General features: G+C 35.7%; 20 protein-coding genes. 6 read left to right on the forward strand and 14 right to left on the reverse strand.

Annotation, left to right across the window (positions count from 1 at the left end):
- Positions 1 to 96: 96 nt before the first annotated feature.
- From ACFSAH_RS04250 to ACFSAH_RS04285, 8 genes are all read right to left on the reverse strand, one after another.
- A complete protein-coding gene (locus tag ACFSAH_RS04250) occupies positions 97 to 1293 on the reverse strand; it encodes an argininosuccinate synthase (RefSeq protein WP_013634208.1) in 1197 nt (398 codons plus the stop codon).
- A gap of 7 nt (positions 1294 to 1300) precedes the next feature.
- Entirely contained in the window at positions 1301 to 1972 is a 672-nt protein-coding gene (locus ACFSAH_RS04255; protein WP_379661456.1) for a GNAT family N-acetyltransferase, read from the reverse strand.
- A 439-nt stretch (positions 1973 to 2411) separates the two neighbouring features.
- Entirely contained in the window at positions 2412 to 3455 is a 1044-nt protein-coding gene (locus tag ACFSAH_RS04260) for a hypothetical protein (protein WP_379661457.1), read from the reverse strand.
- 62 nt (positions 3456 to 3517) lie between these two features.
- The gene (locus tag ACFSAH_RS04265; RefSeq protein ID WP_379661458.1) at positions 3518 to 4393 is read right to left on the reverse strand and encodes a sugar phosphate isomerase/epimerase family protein; all 876 of its coding nucleotides are present in this window, start codon (positions 4391 to 4393) and stop codon (positions 3518 to 3520) included.
- A 9-nt stretch (positions 4394 to 4402) separates the two neighbouring features.
- The gene (locus tag ACFSAH_RS04270; RefSeq protein ID WP_379661459.1) at positions 4403 to 4732 is read right to left on the reverse strand and encodes a c-type cytochrome; all 330 of its coding nucleotides are present in this window, start codon (positions 4730 to 4732) and stop codon (positions 4403 to 4405) included.
- A 2-nt stretch (positions 4733 to 4734) separates the two neighbouring features.
- Positions 4735 to 5292: a gluconate 2-dehydrogenase subunit 3 family protein gene (locus ACFSAH_RS04275; RefSeq protein WP_379661460.1), complete on the reverse strand. Its 558-nt coding sequence runs from the start codon at positions 5290 to 5292 to the stop codon at positions 4735 to 4737.
- Between the two features lie 72 nt (positions 5293 to 5364).
- Positions 5365 to 6831: a Gfo/Idh/MocA family protein gene (locus ACFSAH_RS04280; protein WP_379661461.1), complete on the reverse strand. Its 1467-nt coding sequence runs from the start codon at positions 6829 to 6831 to the stop codon at positions 5365 to 5367.
- Positions 6832 to 7638: 807 nt separating this feature from the next.
- Complete coding sequence (locus tag ACFSAH_RS04285) at positions 7639 to 9270, reverse strand: SUMF1/EgtB/PvdO family nonheme iron enzyme (protein ID WP_379661462.1); 1632 nt, start codon at positions 9268 to 9270, stop codon at positions 7639 to 7641.
- Positions 9271 to 9625: 355 nt separating this feature from the next.
- On the opposite strand from ACFSAH_RS04285, the gene porV reads away from it, so the two are divergent.
- Both porV and ispF read left to right on the forward strand, forming a co-directional pair.
- Positions 9626 to 10762: a type IX secretion system outer membrane channel protein PorV gene (porV, locus tag ACFSAH_RS04290; protein ID WP_379661463.1), complete on the forward strand. Its 1137-nt coding sequence runs from the start codon at positions 9626 to 9628 to the stop codon at positions 10760 to 10762.
- Positions 10763 to 10820: 58 nt separating this feature from the next.
- Entirely contained in the window at positions 10821 to 11306 is a 486-nt protein-coding gene (gene ispF, locus ACFSAH_RS04295) for a 2-C-methyl-D-erythritol 2,4-cyclodiphosphate synthase (protein WP_379661464.1), read from the forward strand.
- Between the two features lie 58 nt (positions 11307 to 11364).
- Here the strand turns inward: ispF and ACFSAH_RS04300 are convergent, their stop codons facing one another.
- Positions 11365 to 11526 (reverse strand): FeoB-associated Cys-rich membrane protein, encoded by a 162-nt coding sequence (locus ACFSAH_RS04300; RefSeq protein WP_379661465.1) that lies wholly within the window; start codon positions 11524 to 11526, stop codon positions 11365 to 11367.
- Positions 11527 to 11644: 118 nt separating this feature from the next.
- Between ACFSAH_RS04300 and typA the strand changes: the two genes are divergently transcribed.
- Both typA and ACFSAH_RS04310 read left to right on the forward strand, forming a co-directional pair.
- The gene (typA, locus tag ACFSAH_RS04305; RefSeq protein ID WP_379661466.1) at positions 11645 to 13456 is read left to right on the forward strand and encodes a translational GTPase TypA; all 1812 of its coding nucleotides are present in this window, start codon (positions 11645 to 11647) and stop codon (positions 13454 to 13456) included.
- A 65-nt stretch (positions 13457 to 13521) separates the two neighbouring features.
- On the forward strand, positions 13522 to 13920 hold the full coding sequence (locus tag ACFSAH_RS04310) for a hypothetical protein (protein WP_379661467.1): 399 nt from the start codon (positions 13522 to 13524) through the stop codon (positions 13918 to 13920).
- A 6-nt stretch (positions 13921 to 13926) separates the two neighbouring features.
- Here ACFSAH_RS04310 and ACFSAH_RS04315 read toward each other — a convergent pair whose 3' ends face one another.
- From ACFSAH_RS04315 to ACFSAH_RS04330, 4 genes are read right to left on the reverse strand one after another with little or no spacing between them, the layout of a single operon-like run.
- The gene (locus tag ACFSAH_RS04315; protein WP_379661468.1) at positions 13927 to 14661 is read right to left on the reverse strand and encodes a lysophospholipid acyltransferase family protein; all 735 of its coding nucleotides are present in this window, start codon (positions 14659 to 14661) and stop codon (positions 13927 to 13929) included.
- A gap of 48 nt (positions 14662 to 14709) precedes the next feature.
- Positions 14710 to 15453: a DUF481 domain-containing protein gene (locus tag ACFSAH_RS04320; RefSeq protein ID WP_379661469.1), complete on the reverse strand. Its 744-nt coding sequence runs from the start codon at positions 15451 to 15453 to the stop codon at positions 14710 to 14712.
- A gap of 13 nt (positions 15454 to 15466) precedes the next feature.
- Entirely contained in the window at positions 15467 to 16201 is a 735-nt protein-coding gene (locus tag ACFSAH_RS04325; protein ID WP_379661470.1) for a LytR/AlgR family response regulator transcription factor, read from the reverse strand.
- Positions 16194 to 17231: a sensor histidine kinase gene (locus ACFSAH_RS04330; RefSeq protein ID WP_379661471.1), complete on the reverse strand. Its 1038-nt coding sequence runs from the start codon at positions 17229 to 17231 to the stop codon at positions 16194 to 16196. The genes ACFSAH_RS04325 and ACFSAH_RS04330 overlap by 8 nt, the downstream gene beginning before the upstream one ends.
- A gap of 236 nt (positions 17232 to 17467) precedes the next feature.
- On the opposite strand from ACFSAH_RS04330, the gene ACFSAH_RS04335 reads away from it, so the two are divergent.
- Both ACFSAH_RS04335 and ACFSAH_RS04340 read left to right on the forward strand, forming a co-directional pair.
- A complete protein-coding gene (locus tag ACFSAH_RS04335) occupies positions 17468 to 17647 on the forward strand; it encodes a hypothetical protein (protein WP_379661472.1) in 180 nt (59 codons plus the stop codon).
- 30 nt (positions 17648 to 17677) lie between these two features.
- The gene (locus ACFSAH_RS04340) at positions 17678 to 18076 is read left to right on the forward strand and encodes a thiol-disulfide oxidoreductase DCC family protein (protein ID WP_379661473.1); all 399 of its coding nucleotides are present in this window, start codon (positions 17678 to 17680) and stop codon (positions 18074 to 18076) included.
- Between the two features lie 104 nt (positions 18077 to 18180).
- Here the strand turns inward: ACFSAH_RS04340 and htpG are convergent, their stop codons facing one another.
- Positions 18181 to 20070 carry a molecular chaperone HtpG gene (gene htpG / locus ACFSAH_RS04345; protein WP_379661474.1) on the reverse strand — a complete coding sequence of 630 codons (1890 nt, stop codon included), beginning with the start codon at positions 20068 to 20070 and terminating at the stop codon, positions 18181 to 18183.
- Positions 20071 to 20134 lie beyond the last annotated feature (64 nt).

A 20134-nucleotide genomic window follows, 5' to 3' on the forward strand; every position in this document is an offset into this window, starting at 1 on the left:
GTTGTCCGTTGGTTAGAACTTACCGCCCTAAACTACTATATATTTCTACGTCCAATGCCTCAAGCATTTTGCCCTGAAGGGATGCCTTTGGCACTTTTAGCCCTTTGCTTCATTCACTTTGTGCCAAATAGACACTTGGTTACCAAATATTTTAGAGAAACCTTTCACATCATCGCCAGTATAACCTTCATTCATTTCTCCGTAAGTACCATATTTGCTGCTCATTAAATCATGGTCAGACTCAATTCCCTCTACCACAAATCGGTATGGATATAATTGAACATAAACTTTTCCAGAAACGGTTTTTTGTGAGTTAATGAAAAAAGCTTCGATATCTCTCATTACCGGATCATGAAATTGCCCTTCATGCATCCAGTTTCCGTAAAACATCGCCAATTGGTCTTTCCAGGAAAGCTGCCATTTGGTTAATGTATGTTTTTCTAAAGCATGGTGCGCTTTAATAATCACTACTGGCGCCGCTGCTTCAAATCCAACGCGACCTTTTATACCAATAATCGTATCACCTACGTGGATATCCCTTCCAATTCCATAAGGAGCAACAATTTCCTGTAAAACTGAAATAGCTTCTGTCGGATGGCTATATTTTGTTCCATTAACCGCGACCAATTCCCCCTTCACAAATTCCAGCTCCACTTCTTCCTGACCTGTTTTGGTTACTTGTGTTGGCCACGCCTCTTCTGGTAAAACGCCTCTGGAAGATAAAGTCTCCTTGCCTCCAACAGAAGTTCCCCAAATACCCTTATTGATCGAGTATTTCGCTTTTTCCGCATTGATATTCACACCATGAGAATGCAAATATTCAATCTCGGCTTCACGACTTAATTTTAAATCACGTATAGGTGTAATGATTCCTACTTTCGGGATCAGGATATTGAATATCATATCAAAACGCACCTGATCGTTACCAGCACCAGTGGATCCATGTGCTACAAAATCCGCATTGATTTCTTTTGCATAATTTGCAATTGCAGTGGCTTGTGTAACACGCTCTGCACTTACAGAAAGCGGATAAGTATTGTTTTTCAATACGTTTCCAAAAATCAAATATTTTAAATAATCATCATAATAACCTTTAACTGCATCTACTGCATGATGAGAAGCAACACCTAAACTATAAGCCCTTTCTTCGATCTCTTTTAATTCCTGATCAGAAAATCCGCCAGTGTTTACAATTACCGAATGTACTTCTAAATCTAAATCTTTAGACAAATAGATACAGCAAAACGAGGTATCTAAACCTCCACTAAAAGCTAAAACTACTTTTTTCTTCATCTTTATATTATGCGTTTTGGGTTCTAAACAAATTAACAGTTACCATTTTTAACGAATTACGAAGCTTTGCTTCTATACGCTCTAACAAAGTGGCTTTTTTAGTGATTTTTTTTAAGCGTTCTTCTTCCTGCGCTTTCTTTTCTTCAGGATCGTAAAGCATGGCAGTACACATGCAGTTCTGTCTGCCCTTAGACATTAAAATGTCGTAATTTACACAACTTTGGCAGCCTTTCCAAAAGTTTTCATCTTGCGAAAGCTGCGAATAGGTTACCGGTTCGTATCCTAATTCGGAGTTTATCTTCATTACAGCCAAACCAGTGGTCAATCCGAAAATCTTAGCATCAGGATATTTTGTTCTTGACAGCTCAAAAACCTTAAATTTAATAGCTTTAGCCAATCCTGCTTTTCTGTAAATAGGATTAACAATTAATCCTGAGTTGGCTACAAATTCGCCATGACTCCAGGTTTCGATATAACAAAACCCAGCCCATGTTCCGTCTTTATGTAAGGCTATCACAGCTTTACCTTCCAACATTTTATTAGCTACATATTCCGGCGAACGCTTAGCAATGCCTGTTCCTCTTACTTTTGCAGAGGCCTCCATTTCATCAACAATGGTTTGTGCAAAACCTACATGTTGAACTCCGGCAACAAGAATATTAAAATCGTTAATGTGCATTTTTAGAAATCGATAAATCCATCGAAGGGATTTTAATCAGTAAATAAAAAATTGATTTAAAAACTGTTTACAACAAACAGAAAAAGCACAATTGGATATTACCAGTCTATTAAGATCTGGTAACAAAGAGAGGTCTTCGTCGCAATATGCGTATAGATGTATAAATTTCAGAAAGCAACACCTGAAAACTTACCGTTTTCACAACAGTAAAGCTTGTAGAAATATTTAATAGTAGTTGTTTCATTTTCATTTATCCATCAGACACTTAAGGCTGATTTGAGATGCAAAAGAGCGCATTATTTTCTTTAATTACAATAGCTATGTTAATTTATTAAAAAAATAACAATTAAATGCCTTTTCTTTTTAGAGCACATTTTATAATATCGTCCCTGAAATATTCGTAAAAAACAAAAAATCAAACAGTTAAAACAAAAACAATTTATTCCTCTTTATTAATAATCTGCTTTTTTAATTGCGAATATCGCAACTGATATATCTTAGCTTTGTCTTCTTGTCCTAACAAATGATAAATCTTACCCAGTTTCTCACATAAATCTACATCGTATTTTATTTGTTTTGGATTGGCAACTATAAGATCTTCCACTTTTCTTAAATCCTGCAAAGCCAACGAATAATCTTTTCGCTTCATTTTTATTTCGGACACCATCAATAATGATTGAATGGTATAATCATATTGTCTTAATTTCTCTGACAAAGTGGCTGCCTGAAGATAAAACCACAAAGATTCGGTATCATTTACAGTAATAAAATATCTTTGCCCTAATAGATAATAAACCTTCATCTCCGCTTCTTTATCACCAAATTTATAGCTTTTCATTAAAGCTTTTTTCATAAGTAAATCTTCTGCTGCTTTGTATTCTCCAACAGCCAAATATAGCTTTGCTCTCCAAAGCCATGCCGTCAGCAGTTGTTCGTCATCCTGAATATGCTTATAAGCGTTCATCGTGATCAGGTTATTCAACAGCGCAATATTACCTTCCAGTTGTATATAATTTATTTGCGATAGGACAGATGAAATCATTGCGGCTTCTTTGTCTTCACGCTTAAGCTGACAGATAAACAGCGCTGATTCTAATTTTTGTTCTGCAAACTTTAATTGACTATTTAAAACATCTTGGATAGCCAGATATTTAAGTAGTTGTACTTTTGCTGTAATCAGGGGATTAAAGGACAGCAAGGTTAACGTTTGCGACAAATTAACCACTGCGTTGTTATCTTCAATATAACTGATGCTACTCAGAAAAACATTGAGGTCGAGTGGCGCTATACCTAATGCTTTATTATCGAGAGTAAGGTATTTGAGTTCTTCGCCTACCAATACCGCTCTTTTTTGGGTATTAAATATAGAGTCTATATAAAAGGTGGCATCGGTTGTTAATGATAGATTAATTGCTTGTACTTTCTGTAGAGGACTCAGAAAAAAAACAAGTATTACAAACCGAAGTCGCCTGACTGTAAACATGTTTCAAAAATACTGCTTAAGGACCTAATTACAAGAAACTCTTAAGCAGTATTTTTTATATTTTAGATTTTCTCAAGATACTTAACGCTTCGCGTTATGCTCTCAAACGGATCTATTTCAAAATTCTCCTGCTCTACAATTGGGTACTTCAACCCTGCTTGTTTAGCATGCTGTAAAAACACTCCAAAATCTATGGTTCCATTTCCAATCTCCGTATTTTTGGTCTTATCACTTTTACGGATATCTTTTATATGCCAGAAAGTAAATCTTCCGGGATGATCCTTAAACATTTTTAACACATCCTGCTTAGCTCGCACAGCCCAATAAAGATCTATTTCAAAATCCATTTCGGAAGGCTTTAATTCCTTTAACAAAATATCATACCCCGTTTTTCCTCCCAGATCTTTAAATTCAAAATCATGGTTATGATAAACAAGTTTTATCCCCGCTTTACCAAAAATCTCGGAAACAACTTTTAATTTCTCTGCAAAGTCTTTAACATTTTTCTCTGAGGCAAATACCTTGTGATCTATATGCGGAACAACAAGATATTTTTGACCCAATGTTTTGGCTACCGAAATATAGTCTTCCAGAACATCATGTTTTATGGTTGTAGCCAAAAAATTAAAATCGTAATGACCACTATAAGTGGAAAGCTTGTATTTATTTAATAACGCTTTGAACTCTTTAGGACTTTTACCCCAAAAACCATCTTTTTTTGAATAACCATAGGGCTCTACAAACTTATAACCTGCTTTAGCTACCCGAGATATAATTTCTTCTACTCCTAGTTTTGGGAATTCTTCCCTTAACGAATAGAGCTGCAAACCTATATTTTTCATATTGGCTTTGGCCATAACATCTAATTTTGACAGTACCAAAACTGAGGCTGAGGCACATGCAGAATATTTCAGGAATTTTCTTCTATCAAATGTCATGTGCTTAATTTATTTTTTAATTGATAAAATATACTTCACCATTTCTGCAGCATCTTTTTTACTAATATCTTTATGCTCAGACATTGGAATACTGCCCCATACGCCTTTTCCGCCCTTAATTATTTTTTCCGAAAGCAACGCTATATTTTTTGGTGTCTGCGGATATTTCGCAGCTATATCTGCATAAGATGGTCCTATTAATTTAAATTTATCTTTATGACAAGCTGCACAATCTGATTTTGCAATTAATTTCTCTCCAACAGTAACGTCTGTCTGCTGGGCAAAAGATTGTATGGTAAATAGTGAAGGTATTAAAATTGATAAATATTTGTATCTCATTTTTATGGGTTTAAATAAACTGGATCTCCTTTTTTGTAGGGTATACATGCATCGTATCTTCCGGGTACTTCTACATACACCAACTGTTGAGTGCCCCCTACTTCCGAAGTAAAGTACCCCAACAAAGTCAGTTCTTTCATAATTTTAAAATAGTGCGTTTTTCTCTGTTTGGTAAATTCTTTTTGCTCAGCATCTAAAACTGTCAGTAAAGATTTACGTTCTTGCGGACTACAATCCATAAAGCCTTTGGAAAATTTACTTTTGGCCTCTTCGTCTACCTTTGTAATACCTTTTATAAATATATTACGGTTATTACTTGAGTAACAATCATTAATCATCACAGTCATAAACTCCCCGGTTTTTGCAGCTTTGGCTCCCGGAGTATTCGTTTCTGGAATAATGGTTTCCGCTATTTCATCTAACAAGGCTATATCTTTTGCAGAGAAAAGGCTTACTGCACCTGATACATTCTTACCCAAATTAAAGGCAAAAGCATCTGTATTGATTAGTGTTCCACCCAACAACATAGCTACTGTTGAGATGGCATCTCTTCTATTCATATTAATACAATATCTAAAATTAAAGATTAAAAGTTTCCAGTATTAGCTATCCGCACAAGCTTGTACTGGCTTTTACACAGATAGCTTAAACCCTTCCCTGTATTCTCTTTTCACAAATTGGTTTACTTCATCAAAGTTGGTAACCCTCATGTTTTCGTTATCCCATAAAAGCTTAATGCTTCTTCCCGGATAAGTAACTTTACCATTCACCAATCGTTGAACATCATGTGCTCTTATGGCCAAATTTGCCATTAATAAGGTTTCGGTAAGCTGCGCTGCGGTCTCAAACGGAGAGCTCAATTCTTTTTTACCAAAACCGGCAATGCAAGCTTCTACCCATTGCTGATAGTGACCCGCCGTACCTCCCGGTACACGCATTTTAGTTTCAGCTACATTAAATTCCTGGTTTCTGGAAGCAGGCAGTAAACGAGCGTTATTATTATAGGTTGTTGCAAACATTTTACCTTTTTCGCCCATAAACAAAATTCCGTTTCCTTTACCAAAGTCGTCATTCGCATCCATCTCTTCCGGACGCTCTGGCTTTATTCCTCCGTCCATCCAATGCAACTTTAATTTTGATTTATTTTTTTCTGTTTCAGGAAATGTTAAAATCACATGACTAGATGGAGGACAGCTTTCCGGGAAATACCCCCTCTTAAATTCATCTACATATACAGTTCCAACACTTGCTTCAACCTCGGTAGCGTGCTGCAATCCTAAAACAGAGCAAGGCGCATCTAATAAATGACATCCCATATCGCCCAGGGCTCCCGTACCATAATCCCACCAACCTCTCCAATTAAATGGCACCAGCTTATCTACGTAATCTTTCATCGGTGCAGTTCCCAACCAAAGATTCCAGTCCAACTCTTTTGGTACTTGAGCTACTTGTTGAGACCAGGCAATACCTTGCGGCCAAACAGGTCTGTCTGTCCAGCAATATACAGTATGTACATTACCAAGAGCCCCTGCTTCAAACCATTCCTGCATTTTTCTTAAACCATCGCTAGATGATCCCTGGTTCCCCATCTGCGTTACCACTTTATACTTTTGTGCTGCCTGCCTTAAAACCCTTGCTTCATAAATATCATGAGTCAACGGTTTTTCAACAAAAACATGTTTCTTTCTTTGCATTGCAGCCAATGCAACTACAGCATGATTATGGTCTGGCGTGGATACACATACCGCATCAAACTTTTTGTGTTCTTTATCTAAAAGCTCACGCCAATCTTTATAGTATTTAGCCTTTGGATTTTCTTCTCTTGACTTAGCAGATCTTCTATCATCTACATCACATAAATGAGAAATAACAGCTTTACCTGATTCTCTAATATTCTTCAGGTTTGAATATCCTTTTCCTCCCCCTCCTACTCCTGCAACATACAGCGTATCGCTAGGAGCTAAAAAGCCTGAACCTCCCAAAACATGTCTGGGAACTATAGTAAAGGCAGCAGCAGCTATAGCCGTAGATTTTAAAAAATTTCTTCTGGTAGAAGAATCTCCAACATCTTTTTGTTCGTTTGATTTATTTTCAGACATGGCTTATCCTTGATTTTTAACGACGTAAGTTAATAAGATTTTTTAAAATATAAGAAATCAGGTAACAAAAAGACGCTGTCTCATAAAGTGTGTAAGTTATAGCAATGCGGAGTTGAAAAGACTTCGCATTTTTTGTTTACTTAACTTTAATTGGATGGTCCTCCTAATCAGCCCATCTTTTAGTAGCAATTTTGCATAACCATGAGAGCTGAGAGTGTTTAATAAGCAGAGCTGAGAGTTGCTTCCTGAAAAAAACCTGTTATTTCTCTTGTCTTGCCTTACAACCTCAATCTTTCGGTCTGGCATTCCCGATACGTGTATTTTAGTACGAATTTTACCATCTTCTATTTTGTGAAATGTTTGTCAAAACAGAAATAAATAGTTAAATTGGTACATAAGTTTATCCTCCGGGAATTATTAAAAATCAGAGTAGTTCCATCTTTCGTTCATCCTTCGTTTGGAGATGCTTTAAAGAAGCTTTTAAGTTTTATTTATAAAAGCCTTCAGAATTAGGTGAAAGGCAATTTTTTCTTTTCTATTTAGGCAAAAATACCGATGTAGCTTCTACTTATTAGTACATATTACGTCTAAAGCTATAAGGGTAAGTTTATTGCTGTAAAAAAAGAGCCAATTTTAAAAAACAACAGGATTATCTGTTGTTTAAAAAATATCTTAATTATAATGGGGGCTGGTATATCTTATTTTAGGTCGTGTTGGCTGTAAAATAAAATTAAGTGATGAATAGGGCACCAATATTATATTACAAAAAAAAAGCTATCTCAATATATATGAAACAGCTCCTTTTTGTTATTTCTTAAACCCTACCCTCGATTTGGGTTGTTTAAATTGTGGTGTACTTTTTGGATTTATCTGCGGATTACCCACACTACTCATAGCACATCTGAAACCAATTTCAGCACTTGTTTCCGCCTGGTCTTTAAATCTTCTTGTTCCCGGATTCAACCAATAGGCTCTATCATTCCACGAACCGCCTTTATAAACCTTAGAACGATCGCTTACCAGTGTGATTTTCCCATATAGTTCTAAGTTCTCTTTATCCAGGTATCCTCTTTGATCTGCATCAAAAGAAGGAACTACCGCTGCCATACTACTATCTTTTGGAGCTGGTGTAGAAGGACTTCTATTCTCGTCCGAATTTCCATATTTTGCCTTTTGCAAATCATATGGATCTTTTCTACCACTAGTTGCCGCAACTTTTTTAGGAACATTTGATTTCCCCATGGTTACAATTTTCCCATCCTGGTACTCGTTATTCAAAAACTCATTACCTCTAAAAGGACTAAAATCTTCTACTTTATCAAAAGAATGTTGCCTATAGGTGTCGTAAACCCATTCGCTCACATTACCTGCCATGTTGTATAAACCAAAATCGTTTGGCATATAAGATCTAACCGGGGCTGTGATATCGGCACCATCGTTCAGATAACCTGCAACCCCCATATTATCTCCTTTTCCTTGTTTAAAGTTAGCATATACCATCCCCCTAGTTGTTTTCTGAGGCGAACGTACACCTAAACCATGCCACGGATATATTTTACTATCGGCGATCAGATTATTATTAGGCGAAGCCACCAAGGCTAACGCGGCATATTCCCATTCGGCTTCTGTAGGAAGCCTGTAGCTTCCCGGAGTAAAAATACCATCTTCTATTCTTGCCGCTCTTCCCTTTGGTGCATTTTTATCTTTAGCATCTATTGGATTTGTTGTTTTAATCGGCTTTTTACCAATATCCTCGTATTGATTATTTTTATAAAGATCCATATTAAAAGGCTCGGTATTAACCTGACCTTTCGTATTCCCTCCTCCTTTAGCCGTACCATTCTTAGCAGCTGCATAAGTTTTCCAATCACTCATAACACCTCTGGTACGCAAAATATTTTCGTTAACAACATTTGTACGCCAATCACAATAAGCAACGGCCTGTTCCCATGAAACACCTACCACGGGATAATCCTGATACGCAGGATGTCTTAAATAATTAGTTACGTAAGGCTCGTTATAAGCCAGAGAACTTCTCCATACCAAAGTATCAGGCAATGCCTCATAATACCATCTAGGATCTCCCGCCACCTCTTTAATCCAGTTCAGGTACTCCAACCAATCTACGTTTGCAACTTCTGTTTCATCCATATAAAAGGTAGGCACAGTAACCCTTTTCTTGGGAGAAGTGTGATCAAAACCAATATCATCTATTGTAGATCCTCCCATAACAAAAGTTCCACCTTCAATGTGTACCAATCCTGGACCAGGCGTTGGTTTTGTTTTTGCCATTACCTGTAAAGATCCCGGCCTCTTATCGTTATATAAAGCTCCGGTTTTACCAGAAACCTTTGGAGTTGAAGACTTTTTATTGCATGATGTAACTGTACAGGAAATCATAATACAGGCTACAGCATAAGCGATGATATTTTTGTTCATCCTATTCTCTAAATTTGAAAGCTTAAAATTAATAATTTATATTAATCAAGGTAGTATTTTGATGCATTTTAAATGTACCATACAAAAATCTTTACGCTGTACTTTACGAAAAACTTTGATTTTAGTTACAACAAACCGCAAAGCGTAGCGTTATTAATCTTAATTTAACAAAAAAAATCTTCTAAAAGTTTGTCCGCTGCAAAAAATATTCTCCTTATTTTTCGTCAAATATTCCAAAAGGAATTTATATTTATACAGTATAAACGCAATAACCTGCAAAAAATTGTTTTGCATATAAAACGTCGAACAAAAAATGTTTTTTAAAAAAGAATTAAAAAAGTCTTAGTTTTATAAAATGATAGGTAAAAAGAATTTCATGCTTGCTATGTGTTTTTTTGCAGGCTTCAAAGCAACTCATGCACAAACAAGCTCAGACGGAAGAACCGGAAATATCATAAGCACAGCGGTACCGTTTCTTTTAGTTGCTCCTGATGCCCGTTCCGGAGCCATGGGCGAAACCGGTGCCGCCACAACGCCAGACATCAGCTCTACACATTGGAACCCTTCTAAATTAGCATTCCTTAACGATTCTTATGGCTTTTCTGTAAGTTACAGTCCTTGGATGCAAAAATTTGTACCGGACATTAACATGGCCTACTTAAATGGTTATTACAAACTGGATGACCGAAACGTACTGGGTGCTTCTTTAAGATATTTTTCTTACGGAGACATACAAATGACAGGAGAACAAAGTCAGGATTTAGGAGTTTATAACCCTAACGAACTGGCCTTTGACGCTACTCTTGCAAGAAGCTTTGGCAATAATTTTTCTTTAGGCTTATCTGCCCGATATATCTATTCTAATTTGAGTAGCGGTTTTGTTAATGGAGCCAATCAGAACATCGCGGCAACTGCTTTTGCTGCCGACATCTCCGGATATTATCGTAGCGATAAAAAACCTTTTGCTGGCAAAGAAGCAACCTATTCTGCGGGTTTAAACATCTCTAATATAGGAACCAAGATCCAACACACAGAAGGAGGTCCTAAAGATTTTCTGCCAACTAATATGCGTTTAGGTGGAGCTCTTACCTATCATGCAGATGAGCTTAGCGATCTTACTTTTACAATTGACGCCAATAAATTACTGGTACCAACACTTCCAAATAGCACAAAATCTGTCCCTGCAGCAATATTCGGATCTTTTTCTGACGCTCCGGGAGGTTTCTCAGAAGAGCTGCAAGAATTAAACTTTGGCTTTGGCGCAGAATATATGTATAACAAACAATTTGCCGTAAGAGTCGGCTATTTCTATGAAAGTCCGGAGAAAGGAAACAGGAATTACCTAACTCTCGGAGCCGGCTTAAAATATAACATTATGAATATAGACATGGCCTACATAGCAGCCAGCACGCAAAAATCACCTTTGGCACAAACTTTAAGATTTACACTGGCTTTCAATTTTGCTGAAGTAGCTGCCGCTGTCAAGAAATAAAAACGACAAACAGGTATAAATTGTGTTCCTTTGCAGGAATATTATTTTGCAAACAACTATGAAGATTAAAGTAGGGTTCGGATTTGATGTACATCAACTAAAAGACAACCATCCCTTTATTGTAGGTGGAGTTAAATTAGATCACCATAGAGGGGCTTTTGGCCATTCAGATGCAGATGTTTTAGCTCACGCAATTTGTGATGCGCTTCTTGGAGCGGCCAATCTTGGCGATATCGGCCATCATTTTAAAAACACTGACGAAAGATGGAGAGGCATCAGTAGCCTAATCTTATTACAAAAATGCGTACAGCTTATTGGCGAAAAGGGTTACTCTGTAGGTAATATAGATGCTATGCTATGTTTAGAAGCTCCTAAAATAAAGCCATATATTGATGAGATGAGAAAAAATATTGCCGAAGCAATTGGAGGCGATATAGAAGACATTTCCATTAAGGCAACTACAGGCGAAACAATGGGATATGTTGGCCGCGAAGAAGGAGTTGTTGCTTACGCTGTATGCCTTATCCAAAAACAACAAGCATAAGATAGACTATATAGAATGTTCAAGAGCTTCTAAACAGAGGTTTTTGAACATTTTCCATTTATTTCAATTTTTCCTTTGGCTCCACATTAGAAAAATCTATCCCACAATTACAACTACTTCCACAACCGCTTTTTTTAGCAAAAGATCTATAAATCATCCTTCCTACATAAGCCACAGCTAACAGAAAAACAAGTAAAACCAGTACTTTTTGAATATCCATAATGGGTTCTAAGCTAATCAATTGTACAAAATTTTATGTCATATTTTTTTAAAAAAGCGAATATTATTTTTCGATTATTCTTCATATCTTTGCACAAAATTTTATTAGCAGTTCTTGCATGCAAAAGATTAGAAATATAGCGATTATCGCTCACGTTGACCACGGAAAAACAACAACGGTCGACAAAATCCTACACAGTTGCCAAACTTTTAGAGAAAATCACGAAGCAGGCGAATTGATTCTGGACAATAACGACCTTGAACGTGAAAGAGGGATTACTATTGTTTCCAAAAACGTAGCTGTTCAGTATAAAGACGTAAAAATCAACTTAATAGACACTCCAGGTCACGCCGACTTTGGTGGTGAAGTAGAGCGCGTACTTAAAATGGCAGACGGTGTTTTATTACTTTGTGACGCTTTCGAAGGCGCTATGCCTCAAACACGCTTTGTAACACAAAAAGCACTTTCTTTAGGTTTAAAACCTATTGTTGTTGTAAACAAGGTTGATAAAGAAAACTGTCGCCCAGATGAAGTTTACGAACAAATCTTTGATCTTTTCTTCAATTTAGGTGCAACAGAAGAACAGTTAGAGTTCCCTGTTATTTACGGTTCTTCTAAAAATGGATGGATGAGTACAGATTGGCAAAAACCAACAGATAACTTCTTCCCTCTTTTAGACACCATCTTAGAGCACATACAACCGGCACCTTACAACGAAGGTACTCTTCAGATGCAAATTACTTCTTTAGATTATTCTTCTTTTGTAGGACGTATTGCAATTGGTAGAGTTGCCAGAGGTACCATCAAAGAAAACCAACCTATTTCCTTGGTAAAAAGAGATGGATCCGTTGTAAAATCAAGAGTTAAAGAACTTTACACTTTTGAAGGTCTTGGTAAAATCAAAGTTTCGGAAGTAAAATCCGGAGATATCTGCGCTGTTGTTGGTATAGATGGTTTTGATATTGGTGATACTATTGCTGATTTTGAAAAACCAGAACAATTAGAAGTTATTTCTATTGATGAACCAACAATGAATATGTTGTTCACCATAAACAACTCACCATTCTTTGGTAAAGAAGGTAAGTTTGTAACTTCTCAAAAACTAAGAGAACGTTTATATAAAGAACTGGAGAAAAACCTGGCTTTACGTGTGGTAGAAACAGAGCAACCAGACGCTTACCTTGTATACGGTAGAGGTATTCTGCATTTGTCTGTTTTGATAGAAACTATGCGTCGTGAAGGTTACGAGCTGCAAGTTGGTCAGCCGCAGGTTATTGTAAAACAAATTGACGGTAAGAAATGCGAACCTATTGAAGTACTAACAGTAGATGTTCCTGGAGATGTTTCTGGTAAAGTAATCGAATTGGTTACTCAAAGAAAAGGGGAATTATTGATTATGGAACCAAAAGGTGATTTACAACATCTTGAATTTGAAATTCCAGCTCGCGGTATCATAGGTCTACGTAATAATATCTTAACTGCAACAGGAGGAGAAGCAATCATGGCTCACCGTTTTAAAGACTACGAACCATGGAAAGGAACAATCCCTGGCCGTTCTGCCGGAGTTTTGATTTCTATGGAAAAAGGTCAGACAACGGCTTATTCAATAGATAAATTACAAGACAGAGGTCGTTTCTTTGTTGACCCGGGAGTGGATGTTTACGAAGGCCAAATTGTTGGTGAGCATATCCGCGACAACGACTTAGTTGTAAATCTTGTTAAAGGAAAGCAATTAACAAACATGAGAGCTTCAGGTTCTGACGATAACGTTAGAATTGCTCCAGCCATTAAATTCTCTTTAGAAGAATGTATGGAATACATCCAGGCTGATGAATACATTGAAGTAACTCCTCAAAGTATCCGTTTAAGAAAAATATATTTAACGGAAAATGAGCGTAAAGTAAATGCAAAAAGATTTGTTACAGAATAATCAAATTCTTCAATTCTTATAAAGCAAAAGCCAGGTTTTCCCTGGCTTTTGTTATTTTTATGATAATGAGAAGAAAAGCAATCATTTTTGCCCCCATTATTATTATTGTTTCTATTTTAACATGGAATCTTTTTAATGAACCAGGAATAAAAGATCTGAAGGGGAATTTTAAAGAACAGGCTTTTTTACGGAACGAACAAAATGATGGACCTGTTATCAGGCTATATATTGTTTCCTTAAATGAGGGCGATTTTGGAGAAGAAATGAAAACATACGGTGATTATATGCCGCATACAAAATATGGAACTACAAAAGTTTTCTTTTTCAAAAACACTAAACAATTTCCTACCACAATTAATTTAACTCCGCCTCACCTAAATTCCGAGTTTATGAAAAACTGCATTGGCATATACGAAAAAGACGGAATGGGACAAACCAACCTAAAGCGATTCGATAAACCTTAACATTTTTTATTTTTCGACTACGTTTTTTATTACATTTTCAGCTTCAAGTACTACCTCCTCAATATTTCTTCCTTCCGGATCTATAACAGGTAATACTGTAAATTTTAACTGATGGAAAGGACTTAAGGGAAACTGCCCATACTTGTTCATTTTCCATGAATTCTGAATAGCAACCGGAACGATTAAAGCATTTGGAGCTTTTTTATACAATGTGGCTACACCTCCAACCTGAAAAGCTTTCATTTTCCCGTTCTTTGAGCGAGTTCCTTCCGGAAATATCACTGCTCCCCAATTATTTGCTTTCATCCTGGAGCCCAATTTTGCAATTTCAACAATGCTTTGCTTGGTGTCTTTTCTGTCTATATTTGCTCCACCGCCGTGTTTTAGATTAAATGAAATGGACGGAATACCTTTGGTTAACTCAATTTTAGAAATAAACTTTGCATGGTATTTTCTAAGATGCCATATCAAAGGCGGTATATCATACATACTTTGATGGTTTGCCATAAAAATAATAGGCTTATCTGTTGGCAGGTTTTCATCATTTTTAAAAGTCACTCTGCACCCCAAAACGTAATAAGTACTAATCAGGAATAAATTAAGTATATCTACTGATTTTTTATGTGCTGCATAACCACCCAACTTCAACGACAGCCATTGTATAGGTTGAAAAACGATCAATACCAGAAAAAAATATATATAGTGTATTACAGAAAGTATATACCCGAATAGTTTATTCATCTTTAATTCTTTGTCGCAAAAATAACAGAAAATTCTACAATTACAGAGTTAGAAGTATCGCTCCATTTTCAATCCATAACTTAACAAATGATTTTCTCTCTCTGTTCTGGCTATCTTATTATAGCTGTAATTAGTATCGAAAGATAACCACTGTGTTAATTTTAAAGATATCGAGTTGTTGGTTTTGATATTATAATCATTAGAATAGTTGAGCGAGTTTTGCAAAAAACTGGAACTTTCTACTTTTATGATTTTTTTGATGATAAACATAAAATTGAGCCTAAAAGAGTTTCGGAATGTACTGTATGATTCCTGGGTTTGATCGCCAAGTATTATATCACTCGCATCAAATAACACACCATCACTTAGACTAAGTTTCTTTTCCGGATCATCAAATAGGCGGTAAGTTAATCCTGCACCTGTAAGCAACTGGTTATTTATATTTAATGAATGACTGGTATTGTAATTTGCCTGCCCCCAATAATACAACTTCGGAAGCTTAGCTTGAAAGTTAAAATCCAGACCTGCAGAAAAATCATTATTGCTGAGTTCTCTGTCTTGTCTCCCATAAACCCAAGAGCTGGTCAGGTTAGACTCTAACCGTTTCATCCTTACCTTAAACTTTAACCCGTTGTTTAACAGGTAAGCGCTTTTATCCTCTGCCTTATTTATGGATCCGGATGAAGCGAAATTCACATAATATCTGGTGCTATCATTAAACTGAGCTTTTAGCTTACAGAAACAAAGTAACAGCACAGAAATAAATAATAAACGTTTAAACGAATATACCATATAGTCTAAAGAACTAGGTAATATTTTTGTTTTCTATTATTTTAAAAAAACCATCCCTATAGGTATCTCCTATAGGGATAATCTTATCTGCAATTATAATTCTGTTGCGCTCTATACTCTCTATCTTATCTAATGCTATGATGTAGGATTTATGGACTCTTACAAATCTGAATGAGGGCAAACTGTCTTCCATCTTCTTCATACTTTGCAGCGTAATTATTCTTTCTTGCTTAGTAAAAATAGAAATATAGTCTTTCAGTCCCTCTATATACAGAATATCATCAAGATATATTTTTTGTATTTTTTGTTCTGATTTTACAAAAATAAAATTGTTCTTAAAAGCCGATTCTACCACCGCCTCCTGAGGAGCTCCCACAATACCGGGAAACGACATGGCTTCCTGTACCTTTTGCACTGCTTTATAAAATCTTTCAAAGGCAAATGGTTTTAAGAGATAATCTGCAACATTTAACTCATATCCTTCCAGCGCATATTCCGGATAGGCTGTTGTGAGAACAAACTTACTTTTAGAACCTGCAATCTTCAGGAATTGTATACCGGTAAGCTCTGTCATCTGCACATCTAAAAATGTAAGGTCAACTTCTCCGTTTTGAACTTGCTGTAATGCTTCTATAGGGTTGGTAAAGCTTTTTACTAATTCTAAAAAGGGAATTTTGGCAATATAATCTCTTAAAATATCTATTGCCAGTGGTTCATCATCAACAACAATACACCTTATTTTATTCATGATATAAATTTAGGTATAATTCACAGTAATAGTCATCAACATTGTTCTGCACATTAAGCTTATATTTTCCAGGATAGGTAAGGTCTAATCTACGTTTTACGTTTACCATACCTATACCTCCGGTCTTATCTTTGTTTACTTTCTTATTTCGTAAGTTGGTAAGTACAAACATGAGGTTGTTTTCGAAAACCGAAATACTGATTTTTATAGGATTCTCTTTATCTGTGGCTACACCGTGTTTAAAAGCATTTTCTACAAAAGAAATCAGTATTAAAGGTACAATCAATTGTTGCTGTACATCTCCTTCTACCAGAACCTCTATCTGCGCCTCTCCTCTAAATCTTAGTTTTTGCAGATCGATATAACTTTTCAGATAATTGATTTCTTTACTGAGCAAAACGGTATCGTCATTACTTTCATACAGCATATAACGCATAATTTCCGAAAGTTTCAGGATAGCATAAGGTGCATCATCTGACTTCTGATAGGCCAGTGCATAAATATTATTTAGTGAATTGAATAAAAAATGTGGGTTTATCTGCGACCTTAGGAAAGATAATTCTGCTGTAAGGCTTTGCTTTTCCAGATCTATCTTTTCTTTTTCATTGAAGAACCAATCTACCGCAAATTTGTAAACTATACTCAGAAAAACAAAAAAACCGTTAACAACCGCAAAGGAGATTATGCTTTCCCAGAATTCAAAAGAGGCTACTTTTTTCCCTTTAATGGTAATTTCCATATTACTCAGGAAAAACATGTAGAAACTCTCGGCATACTTTACTAATGTAAAAAGAGCTATAAGCGTAAGACTGGAAACAAGCCAAAGAAAAAATTTACGCCTATTTAATGTGTACGGAACAATAAGATATAGGTTGATGTAAAATATAATGATGTTTAATAAAGACATCACCACAAAATGAACCAAAAAGCCACGACTAGAACTAAAGCCTCCGGTAGCCACTAATGTAAATATAGCCACTAGAAACAACCAGACTAATCCATGTAGCGAAGCTTTTTTTCTCCAGTCCATCAATTCTAAATTTAATTCAAAAAGTAAAAAATCAAAGATACAAACCCCAATTTACAATTGTAAAACCACATTTTAACCTGCTGTTTTCGACAAACGCCTGTTTTTTATCGACAAACGCTATCCAAGACCTTAAAGTCTTCTTTTTACCCGTTGGTCTATTTCCTGAAAAGGTTGGTAGAATACTTTTTACCACCTCATTTTTTTATAGAACATTTGAATCAACAAACAAAAACATCATGAAAAAAACAGGTTTTGTATCTCCTTTTATAATGTTAATTATTCCTGTAGTATTCTTTATTGGACTGTCTTTAGCATTGAATGTTACAAAAAGTAACGATGAGATTTCTACAACAGCAAACAAAATAGAAGTTATACAAAAAGTGAGTATAAAAACTTTGCTGTCTTCTTTATTTTAAGAGTCTGTTATTTTTTGCGTAAAATTGTATATGCAGCATTCTGTTATTTTGTTTGACGGTATTTGCAATTTATGCAACAGCTTTGTTCAATTTGTCATTAGACATGATAGGAAGAACACCTTCAGGTTTGCTGCCTTACAGTCTGATTTTGCACAGGATTTACTTGCAAAACATGTTGTTTTTCTGGAAGGAATAAATACAGTAGTGCTTATTGAAAATGGCACTGTTTATTTTAAATCAACTGCAGCCTTACGAATCTTAAAAAGGTTAAAAGGAGGGTGGAAATTAGCTTATATTTTTATTACTGTTCCTACTTTTATACGTGATGCTGTATACCACTTAGTTGCTAAAAAAAGATATAAATGGTTTGGGAAACAAGATTCTTGTATGATACCTACAGATGAGCTCCGCAAAAAGTTTCTTTCTTAACTGTTTTCTTTCCAAGCATTCATACAGATTTCAAATATATTAATCATAAAATAAACCCCGATAACTTTAAAGCTACCAGGGTTTATTTGCTCAATTATTTAAAATTAAATCAGAGAAACACTTCTGTTTACAAAAGCAGTAAGATCTGATCCCGTTAATAATCCCTGCGATAATAATGCCAAATCAAATGCCTGTTTGGCTAACTCTGTTTGTGCAGTTTTATCTGGGGTATCTAGTATACGACTAACCAATTTATGGTTTCCGTTAATAGATACACTGTAGTTATCTGGCATGTTACCGTAGAAGTTCATTCCGCCTCCACCGCCCATGGCTGCCATTTCTTTCATACGACGCATAAACTCGTCCATAGTTACCGTTACAGGTAAATCTTCCGGGTTCATCGCTTCTACCGAAACTTTATAAGCAGGTTTATTGATTGCTTTTTCAAAGATTTCCTGAACTTTTTTGCTTTGCTCTTCTGATAGAACATGCTCTAGTTTTTCATCTTTATCAATCAGCTTATCAGCAACATCTGCATCTACCCTTTTTAAAGACACTTTTTCAAGCTTATGTTCAATATTACTTACAAAATGTCCGTCTATAGGAGTATCCATTAATAAAACATCGTATCCTTTTTTCTGTGCAGATTGAATAAAGGCATCTTGCTTTTCCGGATCGTTGGTGTACAAATAAACTATATTGCCATTTTTATCTGTCTGATTGGCTTTTACTTTTTCTTTGTATTCCTCCAGCGTAAAGTTTTTCTTATCAGTATTGGTCAGCAGCGTAAAATCTTTGGCTTTCTCGTAAAACTTCTCATCACTAATCATTCCGTATTTCACAAAAAGACCAATATCACTCCATTTTTTCTCGTACTCTTCTCTGTCCTTTTTGAAAAGTTCGGCTAATTTCTCAGCAACTTTCTTGGTGATATAATTATTGATTTTCTTTACATTAGAATCAGCCTGTAAGAAACTTCTGGATACGTTTAACGGGATATCTGGTGAATCGATAACGCCATGTAAAAGCATCAAAAACTCCGGAACAATATCTTTTACTTCATCTGTAATAAATACCTGACGGCTATACAATTTAATCTTATTACGTTGAAAATCCATATCGGTCTTTACTTTCGGAAAATAAAGTACTCCGGTTAAATTGAAAGGATAATCAACATTCAGGTGTATCCAAAATAACGGATCTTCTGAAAACGGATACAACTCGCTATAGAATATTTTATAATCCTCTTCGTTAAGCTCAGAAGGAGATAATGTCCAAATTGGTTTTGCGTAGTTGATAATATTATCAGATTCTACGCTTTTATATTGCGGCTTACCATCTTTATCTACACCATCTTCTACTGAATCCGTTTTCTTACCAAAAACCAATTTCGTAGGTAAAAACTTAAAGTATTTATCTAAGATTTGCTGTAATTTATGTTGGCTTAAGAACTCTTCGGATTCTTCGTTAATATACAATATTATATCTGTTCCGCGTTCTGTTCTATTACCCGGACCTATTTCAAACTCTGTGCTTCCATCGCAAATCCAACGGGCTGGCTCTGCTCCCTCCTGATAAGACAATGACTGAATTTCTACTTTACTGGCAACCATAAATGCCGAATAGAAACCCAACCCAAATTTACCTATAATCTCATTGGCGTCTTTAGCATCTTTAAATTTCTCTACAAATTCCGTTGCTCCTGAAAATGCAATTTGATTAATGTATTTCTTGATTTCTTCGGCGGTCATACCAATACCTTTATCACTAATGGTAATTGTTTTTGCCTTTTCATCAAAAGAAACGTCTACTCTCAAATCGCCCAATTCGCCGTTGTATTGCCCTAAAGATGCTAGTCTTTTTACTTTTTGTGTAGCATCAGCTGCATTGGATACCAATTCCCTCAAAAAAATCTCGTTATCTGAATACAAGAACTTTTTTATAATGGGAAAAATGTTCTCGGTGTGGATTGAAATTGTTCCTTTTTCCTGCATATCGTTTATATTTTTTAACAATTATTATGTACAAATAGATGTACAATAGTTATCAATGCCTGTA

The organism is Pseudopedobacter beijingensis (assembly GCF_042678145.1).
Lineage (GTDB): Bacteria > Bacteroidota > Bacteroidia > Sphingobacteriales > Sphingobacteriaceae > Pseudopedobacter > Pseudopedobacter beijingensis.